The following is a 21221-nucleotide window of genomic DNA, read 5'->3' as shown; positions in this document are numbered from 1 at the left end:
CTGGCTTTCGAGACTTCGTATTTCGTAATTAAGATCCCGTAATTCGGTTAAGTTTTCTGACAAAAATTAATTTCGATTGCTGATGACCTGATTTTCAGATTGAGAATTGGTCGTGAATAACCACTCTTGCGCATCGTTCATCAGCGCATCTTCTGCAGCGCGAGGCAATTGTACATCAATGCCATTGGTGACTGCACCGAGTAGTCGCAGATTTGCATTTTCGGTGAGTTGATCGATCGCTTCTTCTAGCAAGCTCTGCTGAGTGACCCCCGGACGAGTCACTAAAATCATGCCATCTGTATAAGGCTCCAAAATAAATGCATCGTTACACTTACTCAGACAAGGAGAATCCAGAACGACAAGATCAAAGCGCGCTCTCGCATCTTCGAGTAAGCGGCGGAGTTCGCTCGACTCCAGCAAGGAAGCCGCAGACGCTTGTGGACCTGGACTCGCGACAATGTAAAGGTTTTCGACATCGGGGGCAAGCCGAATACAGTCGCTAATTTGTCCAAAATATCGCAAGGGTTCGATCTGACTATCTGGATCAGCCGTGAGATTCACCCCCTGAGCCGATGAGGGAGAACGCAGATCAGTTTCAATCAATAAGGTGCGTTTTCCAGCACGAGCCGATGCGATCGCCAAATTGTAAGCGGTCACAGTCTTACCTTCGCCGTCCACAATACTAATCATCATCAGCACTCGCAAGTTCTTCGTCTCGGTCAAGCGAAGATTACTCCGGAATCGCTCATAATATTCCGCATAAGGTGAATCGGGCTTGATCAAGATTGGCGAAGCATTTGGAATAAAAGACTTCACCTGTGGCAAAACTCCAAGAATTGTGACATCTCGCTGACGAATTGCTTCTCTTAAATCTTCTGCCGTGTAAATTGTGCCTTCGAGAGTATCGAGTAAGAAGATCAGTCCTGCTCCTGCGACTAAGCCCACGATTGCCCCGACTGCTAGCGTCATGGGAATACTTTTTGGAGCTTTGACCCCGGTTGGAGCGACACTGGGCGGCTTACTCATGCCTAAACTACTAACAATTTCGACTTCAGCCGCTTTCGCATCAACCAGCTTTTGCTGCATTTGATCGTGGAGATTCTTTCTCAGTTTGACTTGATCTTCAAGCCGAGTTCGCGCCAGTTGCTTATTGGGAATGCTCGAAAACTGTTGTCGCAGTTCTTGCTCCGATCGCACACTAGAAACAATCTGCTGCTGAATGGATTCTTGCTGCGTTTTCAGATTCACCAAGGTGTTTGCGAGCTGCTGCCGTGCCGGATCGAGGCTGCTATCTTGCCGCACATTGGCGATAAAGGGAGCAGCATTTCCGTTGCCCCCGATAACTTCAACCGCTCGTTTCCGAATCTCTTCCTCATACGCTTGCTGTTGTTTCCTCAATGTTTCGACCTGCGGATGTTCAGGACGGAGATCTTTAAGTAAGACCGCCATTTGTGATTCGATTTGTTGAAGTTGTGCTCGGAGACTTGCAATGATTGGATCAGCACTCAAAGCGGAAGACACATAGGCTTGATCGGCACTGAGTCCTAGCTTTTGCTCAAGACTGGCAATTTGAGCATTAATCCCTTCTAGCTGTAATCGAAGCTGCTGTTGCTGCTGTTGGCTACCACTGATTGATTTCACAATATTGCCATCCTGCGCCGCAAAAAGCTGCGGACCTTCGATGCGATCGTATTGTTCTAAGGTTCGTTCAGCTTGGAAAAGTTCCTGCTTTACTTTAGGTAGGCGTTGTTCAATCTCAGCAATAATCGCTCGCAATCTCGCTGAATTATTCAATCGACTTTGTTCAATCAATTTTCGAGACAATAAGCTCAGAATGTCTCCAGCGCGTTGTGGATTGCTATCTGCAAAAGTTAGATTGACTTCCGCTTTTGCCGCAGCTGCATCTTTGGGATCACCTCCCCCTGTGATTTTGATGGTTAACCCTTTGACAAGGCTTTTTGGCTCAATCCCAATTTCTTTAGCGACTGCTTCTAGAACTGCATCTGTGAGTAAAGATTCTTTTGTAAAACTTTCGACCGGTTGGCGAACCTGTGCGCCGATCGTGGAAAACGTAATCGGAGGTGCATTGCCGACGAGTTGCGCTTCTCCTAGATAGCCAATGGGCGGTTCAGGCTGAACTGCAACCACTCCACTGGCTCCTAAACCCACGACACACCCTGCCGGAATCACCCATTTGTAGCGATTAACCGCGAGTAGATAACGTTTCACGATCGGTGGAACCATAAGAAGCCTTCACTAGAAAATAGGGGTAGATGATTTACTCTCGTCCAGTTGGACCAAACAAGTTCTCCGCTCCGTTTTGCAGTTCTCTGAAGAACAATAAGAAGCCCAAAACATCTCGGAATGGCTGTGTAAAGGTGTTGAGTGCGTAGGTGATTCTGCCAATCAGATTCCGTCCTACCACAATGACGTCATTGTCTTCGAGGGCAATGTTTTCTCCCATGTTGCCCTGCAAAATGCTCCGTGCATCAATGTTGCGAGTGACGGCTTTCTTCTGAATCGGGTCAAATCGAATCAAAGCAACCCGGCGCAGATTTGCATTATCAGGACCGGGTCTGACTGAAGTGAGCGCATCGAGAAATGTACTACCATTGGGTAACGTCAGTGTTCCTAGCCCATTGCTGGCATAGCTGAGAAAGCGCACGGTAATTTGAGGTTTGACTAACGTTGATCGACCCATTAAGAGTCGATCGTAATTTTGATCTTGCTCAGAAAGCTTCGGAATTACCATGACATCCCCATCTTGCAATTTCAGATCGGGCAATGGCGTTCCATCTTGCAGCGGTGTGACTAAATCTAGTTTTTCTTCTAAGACTGATCCATCTGCTAAAACTCGTTTGACTTGTACTTCTCTAAGATCCGCTCGTCCCGTTGCACCTCCGGCAAGCAGAAGCGCGGCTGAAGTTCTAGGGAGTTGCAACGTGTAGAGTCCGGGTTTAGCAATTTCGCCTGTCACGGTGACGAGAACGGGGCGCTGTCCGATTAGGGAGACGAATACAACTGGATCGATGACGATTCGATTCACAGCTTGGCGAATTTTTTCTTGCGCTTCGGAGATCGTTAAACCTTGCAGCGAGATTTTACCGAGGAGTGGAGCCGTAATATTGCCTTCTTGGTCGATCGCCGCTTGAAAATTCAAATCGGCAAATCGTTGCACTTGCACTGCGATCGTATCTCCTGCTCCTAAGCGATAGAGATTGAAGGATTTGATCGGTGGAACAGTGGGTGCGGTTGATGTAGCAGGCGCGGTCGGTGTTGCAGGAGTATCGCGCAATTTCTGCCGCGCTTGTTCGATCAGTTCTAGAGGAGTGGGGCGAGCTTGTGCGGTCGGTAAAGGTGCAGAAGCTTGAGCCGATGCCCGTTGGGTGTTGAGCCAGATTGAGAGTGTTGGCGTGAGCGTGTACACTCCTGCCATGAGAAGAGACGTAATCCATCCACGCGGAGCGGACTTAAAGAAATGGAGTTCAACTAAACGCATGGGGCAAGCTATCCAGTCAGAGCGGGGAATTTGGCTCACTACGATCGCTACATTGTATTGAGCTAACCTCAGATGGCATCCGAGATTTCCGCGCTTAGTATGCCCAGATTGGCTAATTTGAACGCAGAACTTGATTCGTCAAGGTGGATTGTACGGTTTGCACCAGGGGTTCGAGTCTGCTGCGATGCGGTTCGATGTCTTCTAAGGGTTCAATTGGTAAAATCACGCTCACGGCTACCCAAGCGGCTCGCTGATTTTGCCATTGAGCCAGTCGATCGCTGATAAACCACTGCATCGGTGCAGGATGTCCGCCGTTCGCCCAGGCATACCACCGCATCACGGCATAAGTTTGATTTTGCGTCCAGGCGCGATGAAATTCGACTGTGATGGAATCGATCTGAATCTGACGATAGGAATCAGTTTTCCACCCTTGAGAGCCTTCTAGGTCTGTCCATTCAACTTGGGGCTGGTCAATCGATCGAGCTTGCGGATAAAACAGAACTGAGGCTTTCGTTTGTGATGCGTCTTGGAGTTCTTGGTACATCCATTTGTGATCACCGATTTGGACGTTTTTTTTCTCGATCGTTTGCCAGCCTGAAATGTTCAGTCCCTCTTTTTTGAGCGATCGCAATTCCGATAAGACTTTTACCTCGGGTGGAGCTGTCCAACGCCATTTGCCGCCCGAGAGATATCCGGGGAGTGCGCCTAAAAGCACTAATCCACTCACAATCAGCAAGAGCACGACTTTCGATAAATTGACTCGTAGCGATTTAGAGAGTGAGGTGAGCATTTTAGGATTCAGGGCGATTGAACAGGTTTTCGAGCGGACTAATAAGCAGTACTAGTAAGCCCAACATTGCAGCTGAGTAGACATCTCCACCCCAACCGTCATGTAGCCATTTGAAAGCGGCATCTTGTCCGGTTCCGTGGAAAAAGGTGAGGATAGTATTGCGGATAATGTTTGCAATGACGCTGGTCAGCAGCGCGAGGCTGATGAAGGTGATGCAGAAATTGCGCGATCGTAAATTGTTTGTCCAGTACAACAGCATCAAGCTGACATAAAAACTGGTGAATAACATTTTGAGTCCAGCGCAATAGGGTGCGACTTCAACTAAGCGCTGATTGACGAAGATGTAAATGTTTTGAACCGTCACATCCATTCCCAACTGATTCAGGATAAAACCTGCAGTTCCAGCAATGAAACTTTGCAGCGGTAGGGTGTACGGGGCAAGTAAGTAAGGAATCTCGTTTGGCGTTGCGAGAAAAACGAGCAGTAGGGCGAACGATTGCAGTTTCAGACCTGGAAGACCTTTGAGCCACAAGCAAATTCCGGTCAGTAAAATCGGAAATGAAAGATTGACCGGATCAGGCAATCCTGAAAGATAAAGTACGCCTGCCAACATCATGAAGCCGAGACTGACAAAGCGAGCTGACCCGACTTCATCGGAGAGCCGTACCCAGCGTTTGCGGTTATACCAAGCAATATAGGCAGCAAATGGGAGTCCGATTAAGCCGTGGCTGAAGTATTCGTGTTCGATGCTGATCGATTTCTTAATCCAGCCGTTGTACCAATGGATCAGAAGCGGGACATATAAAACGGCGAGAAGTCCGAGGAGAACGAATTCGCTCCAGTATCGATCGAGGAAAGATGAACGCCGGATTTGCATGATTTTGAGCAGCTAATAGAGCAGGATCGGGGTGTCAATATCAGGTTCAAGCTGACATTTTTACAGCAGCAGGAGTAGCGAGACTTTCTTCGATCGCACCGACAACTTGAATTACCTGAGCTTCACTCATACCTGGGTACATCGGGAGTGAAAGAATTTCTTTGCATAGATTTTCGGCAACTGGAAACGCTCCTTCTCGATAGCCCAGATGCTTGAATGCAGGCTGCAAATGGCAAGGGAGAGGATAGTGAATTCCAGTCTGAATTCCTTGTGCTTCGAGGCGATTTTGCAGAGTTTCTCGATCGATCGATTCTGCTTGGTCTTGCATGACTCGCATCACGTATAAATGATAGACATGCCCTTTCCCACTCAGGTTAGAAATTGGCATCAAACCGCGTGAAAGTAAGGGTTTCAAAAGTGCGTTATATTGTTCTGCGATTTGAGCGCGATCGCGATTCCAGCTTTTCAAATGAGGAAGTTTCACATTCAAAATTGCCGCTTGAATTGAGTCAAGTCGGCTATTCGTGCCAAATTCGGTGTGAAAGTACTTGCGCGGCGCGCCATAGTTTCTTAAGGTGCGGACTTTGTGCGCGATCGCTTCATCTTTAGTCACGACCATGCCGCCATCACCCAATGCGCCTAAATTCTTGCTCGGATAGAAGCTAAAAGCTGCTGCTAACCCAATCGCTCCGGCCCGCACGCCTTCGCGTTCTGCCAAATGAGCTTGGGCTGCGTCCTCAAAAATAATCAGTTCATAAGTATGTGCTAAATCTCGCAAAAGGCTAGGCGAAACCATTTGTCCATAGAGATGCACAGGCACAATTGCTCGAGTTCGAGGCGTAATCGCTCGTTCTGCGGCAGCGAGATCGATCAGCGCCGTTTTCGGATCGCAATCGACTAAAACGGGGGTTGCTCCGCAACGCAATACCCCAATGAGTGTGGCAACGAAAGTATTGGCAGGCAAAAGCACTTCATCGCCTTGAGCAATTCCACAGGCTTGCAGACCGAGCGCGATCGCATCTGTGCCACAAGCGACACCGACACCATGACTCACGCTACAGGCTTTAGAAAATGCTTGCTCGAATTCCAGGACAGACTGTCCCATGACATAATCGCCACGTTGAAGTACGCCCTGAATTGCCTGTTCAATCTGGGATTGAATCGGTTGATGGAGAGGTGCGAGATCGACAAAAGGAATGGAAGGAGAGACGCTCTGCATACTTGAAGCCGCCACGAAAGATGAGCAAGCCGAGTGGAAACTCAGGGAAGTTGGAGAATGGTTTGTGATGGAGTAGGGAGTGGGGAGTGGGGGAGTAACGTTTTCGATCTCCCCACTCCCTACTCCCCACTTTGAAGCTCTTAGGCTTCAAACCGGACGGTCACAAACGTCAACTGGCTCAGAGTACCCAATTTTAAAAATGGCGGTTTCAGTAAGTTCGCTAACACCAGCCTTCTTGATGGGCTTGGCGTTTGGATTGGATATTACCTAAATGTTTTTTCACAGTATCGATCGTAATAAAGAGACGTGATGCGATTTCTTTGCGCGAAAGATTACAGCGTTTTAGAAACCAGACTTCGGCTTCGCGCGGTGTTAAACCGAATTTCTTTGCCTCGGTGACAGCCAAACTTTGCAGCGATCGCTGTTGGTCTTCGAGCCGCACGAGGAGACAGGCTTGCTCAAGTTCGAGCCATTGAACCTGGATACGGTAGGTGTGATTGTCCTCGGTTTTGAGTTCGGACTCGATGACTAAAGGGCGATCGCCATACCACTGGCGGCTATCGATCAACGCTTCGCAGGAACGCCAGACCTCAGTGGGATACTGCTCAGTCGGATTGAGCTGATAACAGAGTTCCGTTGCAGGTGTATTTGCGAATATGACTTCACCTTGCGGATTCAGAATTAAAATGCCATCAACTAAGCCTTCAAGCACAGACAATAAGAAATCATTGGGGGTAGTGTTAGCCATAATGTTCATCATCTTCAGGGGCAAATGAACTGTTGATAAGGCTGAATACGGTTGATGTTTTGGTTTTATGCACCCGACTCACCCTTGCCTAATCTGAAGGTACGCAATTTAAACGCGTTTGACTGTGAGAAAAAGTTAGGAGTTTAGGGTTATAAAACGTTATTTCGTGACACGGCAACTTAGCGGAAAATTAAGGTGTCCGTAATTTCCCTGACTTCGCTTGAAGCTGTCAATATCGCTCATAGCGAGAATAATCAGAAAGGGTGAACTACCGTGATTACGATCGAGAATGCACTCAGCGTGTTGGATCAGGTGTTCGAGCAGGATCGCTTGACGCATTTACAAGAGATAGTGTTTCGATCTGCCTGGGAAGGGCTGACCTATGAACAGATTGCAACCACTGAAGATTATGATCCGGATTATGTGAAGCTCGTTGGCTCACAATTGTGGCAAATCTTGTCCGATCGCTTAGGACAACGTGTCACGAAAAGTAATTTTCGGGTCGTGCTCCGGCAATGGGTAGAGGCAAAAATTCCAGCGATCCCAACCGTGATCGAATCATCGCTCGTCGATTGGGGTGAGGCAGTGGATGTGTCTAGCTTTTGTGGGCGGACACAAGAACTTAGCGCACTCGATCACATGTTGACAGCAGAGCAATGTCGATTTGTGACGATTCTCGGTATGGGCGGAATCGGCAAAACGGCTCTCTCGGTCAAGTTAGCCCAGCAGGTACAAGGGAAGTTTGAGGCGGTAATTTGGCGATCGCTGCAAGATGCGCCCCCTTTAGATGTCATCTTGTCAGACTGGATTCCATTTCTATCACGCCAACAGGAAACTGAGATCCCCGATACCGTCGATGGGAAATTAGGACGGCTGATGTACTATTTGCGATCGTCGCGCTGTCTGTTGATCCTCGATAATGTTGAATCTATTTTAGAGGGAGGAGATCGAACTGGACATTACCCTAGTGGGTATGAATCTTACGGAGAGTTATTTCGTCGGATTGGGGAAACGGTACATCAAAGCTGTCTCGTTTTGACGAGTCGCGAAAAGCCGAAAGAAGTCGCAGCATTAGAAGGTCAGTTTGTGCGATCGTTTCGCCTAGACGGATTGGATACGTCAGAAGCAGAAGAACTGCTGAAACCGAAACAGTTGAGAGTCGATTTTGCAATTTTTGCGCGATTGAACAATCTCTATGGTGGTAATCCACTCGCGCTAAAAATCGCGGCATCGACCATTCAAGATCTCTTTGATGGCAGTGTGGCAGAATTTCTGACTGAAGGAACGTCTGTATTTGGTGGAATTTCAGATTTGCTAGATGAACAGTTCGATCGCTTATCGCAGCTTGAGCAGCACATTATGTATTGGATTGCGATCAATCGCGATGGAACTGCTTTATCTGAGCTAGCAGAGGATATTGTTCCAGCGATTCCGAAGCGTTACTTAATTGAGGCTTTAGCTTCTTTAGCGCGTCGCCCGATCGTCGAAAAGCAAGGCTCGAAATTTACCTTGCAGCCTGTGGTGATGGAATATGTGATTGAGCGATTGAGCGATCGCATTTTTCAAGAGCTTTGTACCGAGAATGTTCAACTGTTGATGTCTCATGCGTTGATGAAGGCGAATGTGGAAGATCATATTCGCGATCGTCAAATTCGCATGATCCTACAGCCTTTACTCGATCGATTATTGGCTCCATTTCACTGTCAAACGGATGTCGAAGCAAAGCTCAAACGAATGCTCGGTAAGCTCCGAGAGCAAGTAGGCTGCGCGCCGGGATATGCAGCCGGAAATATTCTCAATATGCTGTGCTGTTTGAAAACGGATCTAACAGGCTATGACTTTTCAGAGCTAGCAGTTTGGCAAGCCTATCTACAAGGTGTAGATTTACATCGCGTCAATTTTACTCAAGCTGATTTGAGAAAGTCTGTGTTCTCAGAAGTGTTGGGGAATGTTTGGTCGGTTGCTTTTAGTCCAGATGGCGAGATTTTGGCGGCAAGTGATACGGCTGGAGCGATTCATCTTTGGCGGGTTTCGGATTGGCAGAAATTACTCACGTGTGAAGGACACCAGCATTGGGTGTGTGAAGTTGCTTTCACGTCAGATAGTCAATGGCTCGTTTCAGCAAGTGGCGACAATACGGTGAAAGTTTGGCATGCAAAAACGGGTGAATGCTTGCGGACGTTCAGCGATCATCAAGACTGGGCAATTTCGATCGCGATTTCTCCTGACGATCGCATGATTGCGAGTAGTAGTGCCGACCGCACGATTCGCCTTTGGGATTTGCACATGGGTCAGCCGATCCGAACACTCGAAGGTCACCAGCACTGGATTTGCAAAGTTACTTTTAGCCCGGATGGAAAATTCCTAGCCAGCGCTAGTGACGATCGCACCATGAAGCTTTGGGATGTGGAAACTGGAGCCTGTTTGAAAACATTTGAAGGACATACGAATACTGTCCGCAGTGTTGCGTTTAGTCCTGATGGCTTGATGCTTGTTACTGGGAGTGAAGATGCCACAATCAAGCTTTGGGATATTGAAACCACTCACTGTATAAAGACACTTTCAGGGCATTTAGAACAAGTGAGATGCGTTACTTTTAGCCCGGATGGTCAGGCAATTCTCAGCAGTAGCTTTGATGAGACGATTAAGCTCTGGGATGCGGCGACTGGAAAGTGCCTCAAAACATTACAACAGCATCGAGGCGTAGTTCGCTCTGCAACATTTAGCCCTTGTGGCAACATGATTGCGAGTGGGAGCGCAGATCAGTCTGTTCGACTTTGGCATACGCAAACTGGAGAATGTTGCAAGACGCTGCAAGGCTATACGAACTTCGTTTTATCCGTTGCATTTAGCTTTGATGATTCTCTATTGGCGAGTACTAGCACTGATCACACGGTTAATTTGTGGGATAGTTCGACTGGAACTTGTCTCAATAGTTTTTACGGTCACGAGAATTGGGTCTGGACAATTGCTTTTAGTCCTGACGATCGACTACTTGCGAGCGGCAGTTTTGATCACACGGTTCGGGTGTGGAATCGATCGACGAATCAATGCCTAAAAGTTTTACGCGGGCACACGAACTGGGTTTGGTCAGTTGCCTTTAGCCCGGATGGAGAAACGGTTGCGAGTGGCAGCTTTGATCAAACCATTCGAGTATGGAATCCTAGAACAGGTGAGTGTTTACAGATTCTTGCGGCTCAGAGTCGAATTTGGGCGATCGATTACAGTTCAGATGGACAGTTCCTTGCCAGCGGAGAAGAAAATCACAATATTCATCTCTGGAATCCTCAGACTGGGCAATGCATCAAAACCTTGCAAGGACATACGAATCGAGTAATGTCGATCGCGTTTCGAGCCGACGGCAAACAGTTAGTCAGTGGCAGTGAAGATGGAACTGTGAGAATTTGGGACATCAAATCTGGAGAATGTGTGATGGTCTTGCCAGCCGATGAGCGGATTGCTTCAGTGGCATTTTCTCCAAACGGCGATCGGGTTGCGAGTGGTGGAATTGATCAGCTTGTGAAAGTTTGGCATCTCAAAACGGGCGAATGTCGAATTTTGAGAGGACATCGCGATCGTATTTGGTCAGTTAAATTCAATAATGACGGTTCGATTCTTGCCAGTGGCAGCGAAGATCAAACGGTGCGTTTATGGAATGTAGAATCGGGAGACTGTATTAAAGTCCTGCAAAAACCACAGCCTTACGATGGCATGAAGATTACTCAGGTGAGCGGGGTAACGAATGCACAAAAGACAACGTTGAAAGCTCTGGGTGCAGTTGAGTAGCGATCGTATGCTCAGAACTCTAAAATACTAAAGAGTTTGGAGTGCTGAGCATACAACATTATTCTGGATTCACGATCGAACCCATGAACAAAATTTCACCCGTTTGATTGTCTCGAATCGCGCAGAAGAATGGTCGATCGACAATCATTTTGAACGGCTCTTCTTGAATTTGAGCCGAAGTCGCAACAACTCCTACTGAGGTGACTGCCGCCGCTTCCGTTCCTTCTTCATTGACCTCAACGAACGTCTTATGTTTAACCTCATCGATTTTCGTTGTGGCTTTACTTAAATTCGAGAAATCTGCAGCATCTTGAAACGCAACGCCCATTCCTAAAGCGGACAACGCCGTTTTTAGATCCACCTCATAATCCATCTTGAATCGAGGCAGTTGAATCTGACCTTCACGGCTGGAAAATTGCTTCATCCAGGTTTGCCAATTCTCAGCCGTCAAACTCTTTTGAAATGCAGTCAGATTTGACTTTGGCAAAAACACATACATGCTCATTCGCCCATTGCCATACGGCAAACTAATCGCTTGAAATTGGTCGGTTTCTGAGTAGCGATATTCTCCTTGCCGCTTCATCAGCGGAACTTGTTTCTTCGTGCCATTTGTTAGGGAAAATGGACGATTTTCTGTATTTTTCTGATCAAATTCATTCGACCATGCCCCTTTGAAATAAATGGCATTGATCAAAAACATCACATGCTCAGGAGTAATGCGATCGACAATTTTCTCAATTTTTCCATTCGTATTTTCTTTGACCCAACCGTTAATTTCATCAGATGCAGTGGGTCGTTTAAAATCTAAAGTTTTGACTTTAGCGTCATAGAATTTCTCATTTTGCTGTAAGAAGTTGAGATTAAATGCAACGCCTTCTTTTGCCCAGAGCGAATTTGCGATCGACAATTTCACTTTCGGATCAACTTGGGTCAAATTTGCCATCAAATTCCGCTGCGAATTATTGAGTTCTTCCAGCGTCATTCCCTGGAATTGCAGCGCATTTGCCATCGCTTGCTTCGTGTTGCCGTTTGCACCGTTGTAGGTCATCGAAAGCGCGATCGCAACGCTAGAAGGTGAGACAAAGACATTCTTTTGACTGTCTTTTTTAAGAATTTCAGAAAATAACTTGAATCCAAACTTCGTATTCGCTGCAACTAATTTTGGATTCACAGAAGGAGCTTCAAGCGACGGTGGAACTTGCTGTTTTGGTAGGGCTTGCTTTGGATTCTGCGAATTTGCTGATGTCGAACAAGATAGCGCAGTCATTGCAAGAATTACAGCGCATGAATAGCCAATCCATTGAGATATTCTCATAGTTAATCACTCCACGAAAATTCGGAACTCAAGCGACTGAATCCCGAATAGTTTGACCTCAATCGTGTACAAATCGCCACGTTATTAATTGATACATTAGCTGCTCAATGAATTGCGTAGAGGTACCGTTACTATTTTTGCGACGGAACAGTCCACCATGCCAACGCATAAGATTGAATAGGTTCATTGGCTTTTTGACGGAAAACAACGCGAATCTTGTACCGCCCATTACTCGGAACGGGGAAAAAAATGTGCTCGACACTATCAATGCTGCTGACTGATGACCAGATACTTTTCTGAATATCGTTGTCTTCTGCGCGCATTAAGTAGATGTCTAAGTTATTCAATCCTCGATCGCGAAACGTTTCCCCTAAGTCATAAACTTTATTGCGGTTCTTATCGTTCAATTCCACTAATCGATCCCAAGCGAGCGTTGCTGCAACATAGCTGCCTTGAAGTAACGGTCGATCGATCATGTAATCTTGTGCAGCTTTTCCGGCTTCAATCTTGCCGTAATTCCAGCCAATCGCAGGTACAGGCTTATTCGGTGTCCATTGCCCTGCACTAAACTGCTGATAGGCGCGAAACGCATTCAGTTGTCCTGCACCCATCTGGATATTCAGAGGAATTTTCGGATTTTTATACGCATCAGAATCAATCCAGGTTTGATTATTTTTTTCAACGATCGTCCGCGTCATTCCTAAAGCGCGACCGTCCCCTTTGTCTTTAATTTTGTCTGCCGAATTCATCAACACGGCTTTCATGACTTCATGCCGTCGGGCATCTAATGTCCAAGGCAATTTACACCCGCCTTTGCAACTTTGTCGGAGTTGTCGATCGCTAAATTCCTGCAACAATGCCACCGTTCCCGTCACATGAGGAGCCGCAAAACTTGACCCGATTGCGCTCGTCTGTTCACCTTTGAGATTTGCGACATTGATTTTACTACCGGGAGCCGTGAGAGACAGCGATCGCCGACCTCCCAAACTCGTTTCAATTCCATCATTGCGCTTCAAGAGTCGAGGATGCGTATCGCCAATATTGGAAAAATCGATCTTGGTATATTCTTCTCCGACTCGGCGGGTGAATGAAACAGTCATGCCATTAAAGTTATCCGTCGGAATCGGAATTCCCCCTTTGCCCTGATTTCCTGCCACAATAAACAGCGAATTATGGGTCTGTGAGAGCCAATCAATACATTGAGTTAAGAGCGCATTGCCGTCTAATCGCGCATTCGGGCGTGGGTCTTGCTGGAGTGCTTCTCCAAAACTGAAATTAACGGCACGGACATCCCCCCCATTCTGTAAAGCAATATGTTGAGCAGACAGACATTCCTCTGATTGTCCGCTGCGCTGTGGAGTGGCAGCAGCAGAAGAAAAGAGTCGCGCATTGGGAGCTACTCCTAAAACAGCCTTGCTATTTCCAACCATGACACTCGCAACTTGGGCGGCATGTGTATCTAAATTGGTGTTCGTCTTCGCGGGTTGATTGCGGAAAAAAGTGCGAGATAAATCAATTACTTGGTTATTCGCCCCTGCTTTATCGATGCCGAATTGCGGCGGACGACCGATTTCGACTTGTCCGATCGCGATTTTCTTTCCCGTCAAGCCATAAGGAGCTTGCTGCAATCGGAGTGCGTCAATTCCTTCTTTCCCGATCGAGCTTTCTGAAACAGGGGTTGCCTGTGCCGCGATCGCGATCAAAACTCCGCCGAATCCAACCATCCACTTCATCTTTCAACCCTAATAAGTATTTATTCCTAAAAATTTGTGCAAACCCTGACCAAATTCTGAGAGAAAACCTTCACAATTTGTTAAACTGATCACACATTCTCAAGCTTTTCAAGGGGAACCAACCGTCATGTCCAATAAACCGATCGTAGTTGCACCATCGATTCTCTCTGCTGATTTTAGTCGGTTGGGCGATGAGATTCGCGCCGTTGACGCAGCCGGAGCCGATTGGATTCACGTTGATGTCATGGACGGACGTTTTGTCCCGAACATCACGATCGGTCCCTTGATCGTGGAAGCAATTCGCCCCGTGACTCAAAAGCCGCTCGATGTTCACTTGATGATTGTAGAGCCTGAAAAGTACGTCGGCGATTTTGCAAAAGCAGGTGCGGATCACATTTATGTTCACGCCGAGCACAACGCTTCGCCTCACTTGCACCGCACGCTCGGACAGATCAAGGAATATGGCAAAAAAGCGGGTGTTGTTCTGAACCCGGGTAGCCCCTTGGAGCTAATTGACTATGTGTTGGAACTGTGTGACCTCGTGTTGATCATGAGTGTCAACCCAGGATTTGGCGGTCAGAGCTTTATTCCTGGCGTATTGCCGAAAATTCGCAAATTGCGTCAGATGTGTGATGAGCGCGGACTCGATCCCTGGATCGAAGTCGATGGCGGTCTGAAAGGCAACAACACCTGGCAAGTGATCGAAGCAGGCGCAAATGCGATCGTTGCTGGTTCAGCCGTATTTAACGCCCCCGATTATGCAGCCGCGATCGAAGGCATCCGCAACAGCAAGCGCCCCTCGCCTGAACTTGCAAAAGTCTAGTTGTCTGAAGAGATCAGAAAAAGCCGATCGCGCATTACGCGATCGGCTTTTTTTTAGGACTGATAGGAAGATAGGGAACAGTTGCTGTCTGGGTTCTCCCCACTCCCTACAACAAATTCGCTCAACGACTAGGCAGCCTCAACCAAACTAGCCAAATTACAACACCGCAACAACTCCGCGCTTTCCGGTATCAAATAGTCCTGCAACTTATAAACCTCTTGCAGCACTGCCAACTCCCGCGCGTATTCTCGTTGAACCGTTGCGATCGTCGATTCGTAGCCAATCCGTTCCGTTCTCAACAAATGCAGCGCCATGTTGATATTCGAGAGTGGATTCCGAAGTTCTTGGTAGAAATGATTGAGCAATCCGTCACGCGCCCCTGTGTCACTCGCCGAATCAGGAACTGCCTGATCCACAGGTTCTAAAGTCGCGTCAGCCTTCTGAGGTTGCGAGACTTCAGAGACCTGGCGATATCGCTCTGCCAAAGCCGCATACTTCGCCAAGCGCCCCGTCACAGCACCAAGCAAATCTGTTGCTGTACAAGGCTTTGTCAAATAATCATCCGCGCCTAGCTCCATCCCTTGACGCTGATCGGCTTTTGTTCCGCGAGCGGTCAGAAAAATGAACGGAATCCCTGCCGTATTCGGTGACTTGCGGAGTTGTGAGAGAACTGAGAAACCATCGAGATCGGGCATCGTCACATCACACAAAATCAAATCTGGATGATGTTCTTGAGCCAGTTGCACCCCGACGTTACCGTTTTCTCCCCCAATCCCATGAAATCCTTCGGCTTCCAGCAAATCTAAAATCGATTCCCGAACCGTCTGTTCGTCTTCAATAACGAGGATTGTTTTCATGCTTGGACTGTCTGTTTAACGGTAGCGTGACTGTAAACAGAGTTCCCTGATTCTCTTCGCTTTCTACAGTAATCGTTCCACCGTGTAGATCGACGCACTGTTTGACGATCGACAATCCTAAGCCCGTTCCTGGAATCGATCGCGCATTGCTCGCCCGATAAAATGACTGAAACAAGTCAGCTTGATCCCCACTGGGAATGCCAATTCCATAATCCTGAACCCAGAAAATTGCCGTTTGATGGTTCAAGCTCAGTTTAAATTCAACAATTTCTCCTTTTGGAGAATATTTCACCGCGTTCGAGAGCAAATTGGTCAAAATGTGGCGCAGTAAGCGATCATCTACACAAAATAACGAATCGCTCGGCTCAGAGGAACGGTGTGAGAACTGAATCGATCGCTTTTCCTCGATATGAAACTCGTCTACTAATTCCTGGCAAAACTGAACTAAATTGATCGGTTGCGGAGAGAATTGCAGCTTTCCAGATTCGGTTTCGCCGACAGTCAGCACATTCGATAAAAGCTGATTCATGCGTTTGACCGACCCTTGAATGCGTTCGAGGTAAGTCTCTTTCTTTTGGTCGCTGAGTTGAGTTCCGTAGCGTTGAAGTAACTCGGTTGAAAACAAAATCGTATTTAACGGATTGCGAAATTCATGGGAAACCACTGAAACAAATCGAGACTTGAGTTCGCTCATTTCTCGCTCCTTTTCCAGGGCGGCTCGAACCGCTGTTTCAGCTTTATGTCGCGAGAGCGCAATCTCGATCGTGGTGACTAACTCTCGATCTTCAAACGGCTTCAAGATATAACCAAAGGGTTGAGACTGTTTCGCGCGAGATAGCGTATTTTCGTCTGCATGAGCGGTTAAAAACACGACAGGGAGCCGCCACTTTTGGCGAATTTGTTCAGCCGTTTCAACCCCATCCATTTCGCCATGTAAGCGAATATCCATCAGCACAAGATCGGGTTGAAAATTTGCCGTATCATCTAGAGCCTCTTCTGAAGTCGCCGCGATCGACACCACTTGATACCCTGCTGATTGCAAACTCGTTTGAATATCCAGCGCAATAATACTCTCATCTTCTACAATTAACACCCTAGCAGTAGACATATCTAAACCCTGATCTTCTGTTCCATAAAGCACATCGTATACTGAACGCCCGAATTGCTTGTGAGGTCTATCTCCCCTCGAAGCTGTCGAATGAGAGAGCAGACAAGCTGCAAACCAAGCGATTTTGTATTACGGAAATCGAGGTCTGAAGGAAATCCTCGACCATTGTCACCGACGATAAGTTGATATCGGAGTGATTCGTGGGCATCAACTTCTTGCGCCTGAAGTTTGATATAGATCTCGCCAGGCTCACCAACTGGGAATGCATATTTCAGAGCATTGGAAACCAGCTCATTGATAATCAGACCGCAAGGAATCGCGGTATCGATACTTAGCCTGACATCCTGGACATCTAACCGGAGTTGAATGGCACGCGAATGTGCGGAATAAGACCGAAATAGAGCCGTCACCAGACTTTGAATATACTCTGAAAAATTAGTTTTCGCTAGATCTTCAGATTGATAAAGTTTTTCGTGAATCAGCGCCATTGCGCTCACACGATTTTGGCTTTCCTTAAATACTTCGACAATGCGTTTATCGTCAATGTAGCCTGCTTGTAACTTGAGTAAACTTGACACAACTTGCAGGTTATTTTTGACTCGATGATGAATTTCTTTCAGCATCACTTCTTTTTCTTGCAGCGATGCCCGAATTTGTTCTTCTGCCCGTTTGCGATCGCTAATATCCACGACCGACCCAATCACTTCGACCGATTGATCACTGAGTAATTTCATATCGTCTCGGAGCCAGCGATAAGACCCATCTTGATGCAAGAAACGATACTCGCACGTGGCTCCACCCGTTTCTGTGAGTCGATCGAGATGTTCTAAAACGTTAGGCAAGTCTTCAGGATGAATATGATCAATCCAAAAATGCGGATCTTTGAGATATTGCCAGATCTCATACCCCAATTGCCGCGTGATATTCTCACTTACGAAGGTACAAGCTCGATTCCGTTTCGGCTGGCAGGTATAGATCACAGAAGGACTTGAAGACAGTAGATACTTTAATCTTGCTTGAGTCGCGAGTAATGCTCTTTCTGACCATTTGCGATCGGTAATATCTCGCTGTAGCGCGACAAAGTGAGTCAGAGTCCCGCGCGCATCTGAAATCGGCACAATGTTTAAATCTGCCCAGTATTCTGAACCATCTTTGCGATAGTTCATGATCTCGACTTGAATTGCTCTACCTTCGTGCATTGCTTCGCGAATTCGTGCCAATTGCGCCCGATCTGTTCGCTCTCCTTGCAGAATATGTGGCGTTTTTCCAATCACTTCTTCGGGGGTGTAGCCGGTTGATTCGATAAACGCTTCGTTGACATAGCTAATCTTGGGTTCATCAACGTCGGCATTTGTAATAATGACGGCATCATTGCCATTGATCACAACCGACTTAAATAACTTCAAGCGCTCTTCAGCTTTTTGGCGTTCTTCCTGGGCGCGGATTTTTTGCAGCACGATCGACAAATAATTCGATACTTCTGTCAGCGTCTGTGCTTCACAGAAAGACCATTGTTTTGGATAGGCAGCATTGAGTGACAAAATGGCAATCTGATCGGCGGTATGCTGCACTGCAATCATAGCGATCGCGCGTGTTCTGCGCTTGAGCATCTCAGTGGACATAGATGCAAGGGCAGGCTCTTGCAGTACATCTTCGATCAGCACCGGATTCCGTTCGGCAACCAGTGCTAAGTATTGAGGTGTGAGATAAAGTCCTTCTAAGATTCCAGTTAGAGCGGGCATCTCATCGCGCTGTGCAGAATGAAGCACCTTGATCTGCCGCGATTCGATCACGCCATAGAGCACGCGCACCTCTGGAAAGAGTTGTGCGGTTTCGTCGATCGCTAACTTGATCAATGCTTCTACCGACAATCCAGCTGTCGTTCCTTGTGAGAGGCGATTCAACAATTCCAGACAATTTTGCTTCTCGAGCAGGCTTTGCTCGATGCGTCTTCGCTGATTAATTTCTCTTTGCAAATTGATATTGGAGGCTTGAAGTTCGGCGGTACGGGCTGCCACGCGCACTTCTAAATCTTGTTTGGCTCGATATAAGGCTCGTTCAGCTTGGCGCTGAGCCGTGACATCTGTTGCCACTCCGATCATGCCGACGACCTGGTGTTGGGCATTGTAGAGGGGAGTCGCGCGGTTATCAAACGTTACGCCTCCGAAGTCTAAGACAGAACGGTGTTCTTCGCCGCTCAATACGCGATCGATATCCTGAATAATGTTGGGAAACTCTCGATAGAACTCGTAAATCGATTTGCCAACGAGATCGCTAGATTTTAGATTGATCGCGTCTAACCCTTTGCCTTCAGCCAATGTGTAAACGCCGTGTTGATCGATCGCATAGAGAATCGTTGGCGTATTGGTGACAACGGTACGTAATAACCGTTCACTTTCAGTGAGCGCGAGTTGAGCGCAGTATTGTTCTGTAATGTCCCGCGTACTAATGACTCGTCCAATCGTGATTTGATTCAGGCGTAACGGCTTCGAGAATCGCTCCAAAAATCGCCCATCCTTGAACTGGATTACCGCACGATTTTCGATTTCAAAATCTGCGTACTCAGCCTCAATTTGCTGATCTAACGCCTCTGGATTGACCAGCAGTTCACAGGATGCTTTGACAGAATCCCTATCGTTCTGCATGGGATGGTCTAAAAGCCCCCATTGTTGGCGAAATTTTTGATTGAGGCTGAGGATTTTACCGTCACAGTCGATCGCTAAAAGTCCATCGGTAATCGATTCAAGGACTGCTTGCGTCAATTCTAGAGAGTGTTTTAACCCAGTAGAGTCATTACGTTGGGTTGCATTTTGGAGGGCTGCTTCAGCTTGCTGCCGAGCGGCTCTCTCTTGTCGGAGTTCTTGCTGAAGGGCAACTATGGTCGATTCGAGTTGGGTAAAAGTCGAGTGGAGAAGCTCGATCGTAGAGGGTTCCGCGAGATTAGTATCTGAGCGGTTCAAAAGGTCGCGAAGTTGAGTCAGGGTTGGCGGCGCATCAATCTGGTGCATCGATCGTTCCAAAGAATAAAAAAAGGCAAACCAAGAATTTCAGAATTCACATGAAATTCAGACGAGTTTTCTCATGTTTGCCTTTTGCCTTGAACATAAGCGCATTATTCCCTAGATAATGGGATCTGAACCGAATTTTTCTCATAAAGCTCTCACTATTTTCCCGTACGGGCACTTACGTAAATTATCGGATGCAAGCAGTTCTTCAAACACTCGGCTCTATTTCAGAAATTCGGTCTTGGCAAGATTTGACCGAATGTCAGCAGACACAACTCTCGCGATCGCTGGTTCATCCAGATCGGATTTATTGGGTTTCTCCCGCGACGATCGAGGAATTGGGCGCGATTGTCGCCTGTGCCTATCAACATCAATGGCGAATTTTACCCTGTGGTCATGCGACCAAGTTGCATTGGGGTGGAGTGATCGATGAAGTGACCCTGGTTGTAAGTACCGAAAAGCTCGATCGCTTAGTCGAACATGCAGAAGGCGACCTGACGGTGACGACTGAAGTTGGAATTTCGTTTGCGCAATTGCAAGCGATCGTGGGAAAAGTCGGTCAATTTTGTGCGATCGATCCGCAATTTCGCGATCGGGCAACGCTCGGCGGAATTATTGCAACCGCAGATACTGGATCGCTCAGACATCGCTACAACAGCGTGCGCGACATGCTACTGGGCATTACATTTGTTCGCTACGATGGCGAAATTGTCAAAGCAGGCGGACGAGTCGTGAAAAATGTGGCAGGTTACGATCTGATGAAGCTACTCACCGGATCGTATGGCACGCTCGGAGTTCTGGCGCAGGCGACGCTGCGAGTTTATCCCATCCCAGCAAATACCCAATCAATTCTGGTTTATGGCAATTCGGATTCACTAGCACAAGCGGCTCAAACGCTGTTAAGTTCAGCGTTGACTCCGACCAGTGTTGATCTGCTCTCAAACTCGCTCACGGAGAAATCTACGGTGGGCTTACTCGTTCGGTTTCAGAGCATTCCTGAAAGCGTGAATTTACAGATTCAGCGGCTCACAGAAGTCGCAACTGCCCTAGGCTTATCCGTTTCAGATGCCGATCTATGGCAGACATTCCAGGATCGTATGGATGTCTCTGACCAAAGGAACACAATTGTTTGCAAAATAGGAGTTAGACCGTCGAGCGCAGTGACAGTTTTGGATCAACTCGCATCCATTTTGCCTGCTGCGAAAGTGGTGATTCATGCCGGAAGCGGCATCGGGCAGTTGAGTGTCCCTGATGCGCGCTCCACGCAAATTCTCGAAGCCCGATCGATTTGTGCCGCGAGTGGAGGATATCTATCTGTGTTGCAAGGCTCGATCGCGTTTAAGCAACAGCTTGATGTTTGGGGTTATTCTGGCAATGCTCTGAACGTGATGCAGCGCGTCAAAGCTCAATTTGATCCGCAAACCCTGTTTAGTCCTCATCGTTTTGTCGGCGGAATTTAAG

The 21221-nt window shown here is 47.4% G+C and carries 14 protein-coding genes; 3 read left to right on the top strand and 11 right to left on the bottom strand.

Going from position 1 to position 21221, the window contains the following annotated elements:
• Positions 1–66: 66 nt before the first annotated feature.
• The 6 genes from OU814_RS03840 to OU814_RS03815 all read right to left on the bottom strand — a co-directional run bounded on the left by OU814_RS03840 (position 67) and on the right by OU814_RS03815 (position 7133).
• Positions 67–2244 carry a GumC family protein gene (locus OU814_RS03840; protein WP_268180592.1) on the bottom strand — a complete coding sequence of 726 codons (2178 nt, stop codon included), beginning with the start codon at positions 2242–2244 and terminating at the stop codon, positions 67–69.
• A 34-nt stretch (positions 2245–2278) separates the two neighbouring features.
• Positions 2279–3499: a polysaccharide biosynthesis/export family protein gene (locus OU814_RS03835; protein WP_268180590.1), complete on the bottom strand. Its 1221-nt coding sequence runs from the start codon at positions 3497–3499 to the stop codon at positions 2279–2281.
• A 112-nt stretch (positions 3500–3611) separates the two neighbouring features.
• A complete protein-coding gene (locus OU814_RS03830; protein ID WP_017290401.1) occupies positions 3612–4289 on the bottom strand; it encodes a cyanoexosortase B system-associated protein in 678 nt (225 codons plus the stop codon).
• 1 nt (position 4290) lies between these two features.
• On the bottom strand, positions 4291–5166 hold the full coding sequence (crtB, locus tag OU814_RS03825; RefSeq protein WP_017290402.1) for a cyanoexosortase B: 876 nt from the start codon (positions 5164–5166) through the stop codon (positions 4291–4293).
• Between the two features lie 46 nt (positions 5167–5212).
• Positions 5213–6385 (bottom strand): DegT/DnrJ/EryC1/StrS family aminotransferase, encoded by a 1173-nt coding sequence (locus OU814_RS03820; RefSeq protein WP_017290403.1) that lies wholly within the window; start codon positions 6383–6385, stop codon positions 5213–5215.
• A 220-nt stretch (positions 6386–6605) separates the two neighbouring features.
• A complete protein-coding gene (locus tag OU814_RS03815) occupies positions 6606–7133 on the bottom strand; it encodes a helix-turn-helix transcriptional regulator (protein ID WP_190653450.1) in 528 nt (175 codons plus the stop codon).
• A 273-nt stretch (positions 7134–7406) separates the two neighbouring features.
• On the opposite strand from OU814_RS03815, the gene OU814_RS03810 reads away from it, so the two are divergent.
• Positions 7407–10919, top strand: a complete 3513-nt coding sequence (locus OU814_RS03810) for an NB-ARC domain-containing protein (RefSeq protein ID WP_268180586.1) — start codon at positions 7407–7409, stop codon at positions 10917–10919.
• A 58-nt stretch (positions 10920–10977) separates the two neighbouring features.
• On the opposite strand, the gene OU814_RS03805 is transcribed toward OU814_RS03810, so the two are convergent.
• Together OU814_RS03805 and OU814_RS03800 are read right to left on the bottom strand one after the other, a co-directional pair.
• Positions 10978–12234 (bottom strand): serpin family protein, encoded by a 1257-nt coding sequence (locus tag OU814_RS03805; RefSeq protein ID WP_268180584.1) that lies wholly within the window; start codon positions 12232–12234, stop codon positions 10978–10980.
• 131 nt (positions 12235–12365) lie between these two features.
• Positions 12366–13967, bottom strand: coding sequence for a S8 family serine peptidase (locus tag OU814_RS03800; RefSeq protein WP_268180582.1), 1602 nt, complete (start codon positions 13965–13967; stop codon positions 12366–12368).
• A 127-nt stretch (positions 13968–14094) separates the two neighbouring features.
• Here OU814_RS03800 and rpe point away from each other — a divergent pair, with 127 nt between their 5' ends.
• On the top strand, positions 14095–14790 hold the full coding sequence (gene rpe / locus OU814_RS03795; RefSeq protein WP_190653452.1) for a ribulose-phosphate 3-epimerase: 696 nt from the start codon (positions 14095–14097) through the stop codon (positions 14788–14790).
• Positions 14791–14918: 128 nt separating this feature from the next.
• Here rpe and OU814_RS03790 read toward each other — a convergent pair whose 3' ends face one another.
• From OU814_RS03790 to OU814_RS03780, 3 genes are read right to left on the bottom strand one after another with little or no spacing between them, the layout of a single operon-like run.
• The gene (locus OU814_RS03790; RefSeq protein ID WP_017290409.1) at positions 14919–15647 is read right to left on the bottom strand and encodes a response regulator transcription factor; all 729 of its coding nucleotides are present in this window, start codon (positions 15645–15647) and stop codon (positions 14919–14921) included.
• Complete coding sequence (locus OU814_RS03785; RefSeq protein WP_026148917.1) at positions 15625–16755, bottom strand: hybrid sensor histidine kinase/response regulator; 1131 nt, start codon at positions 16753–16755, stop codon at positions 15625–15627. The genes OU814_RS03790 and OU814_RS03785 overlap by 23 nt, the downstream gene beginning before the upstream one ends.
• Positions 16756–16757: 2 nt before the next feature.
• On the bottom strand, positions 16758–19763 hold the full coding sequence (locus OU814_RS03780; RefSeq protein ID WP_190653454.1) for a PAS domain S-box protein: 3006 nt from the start codon (positions 19761–19763) through the stop codon (positions 16758–16760).
• A 191-nt stretch (positions 19764–19954) separates the two neighbouring features.
• On the opposite strand from OU814_RS03780, the gene OU814_RS03775 reads away from it, so the two are divergent.
• Complete coding sequence (locus OU814_RS03775; protein ID WP_268180578.1) at positions 19955–21220, top strand: FAD-binding oxidoreductase; 1266 nt, start codon at positions 19955–19957, stop codon at positions 21218–21220.
• The last annotated feature ends 1 nt before the right edge of the window (position 21221 follow it).

This window comes from Leptolyngbya sp. GGD (assembly GCF_026735145.1).
GTDB lineage: Bacteria > Cyanobacteriota > Cyanobacteriia > Leptolyngbyales > Leptolyngbyaceae > Leptolyngbya > Leptolyngbya boryana.
The sequence above is the reverse complement of the archived record's forward strand: the minus strand, read 5'-3'. Positions and strand labels throughout refer to the sequence as shown.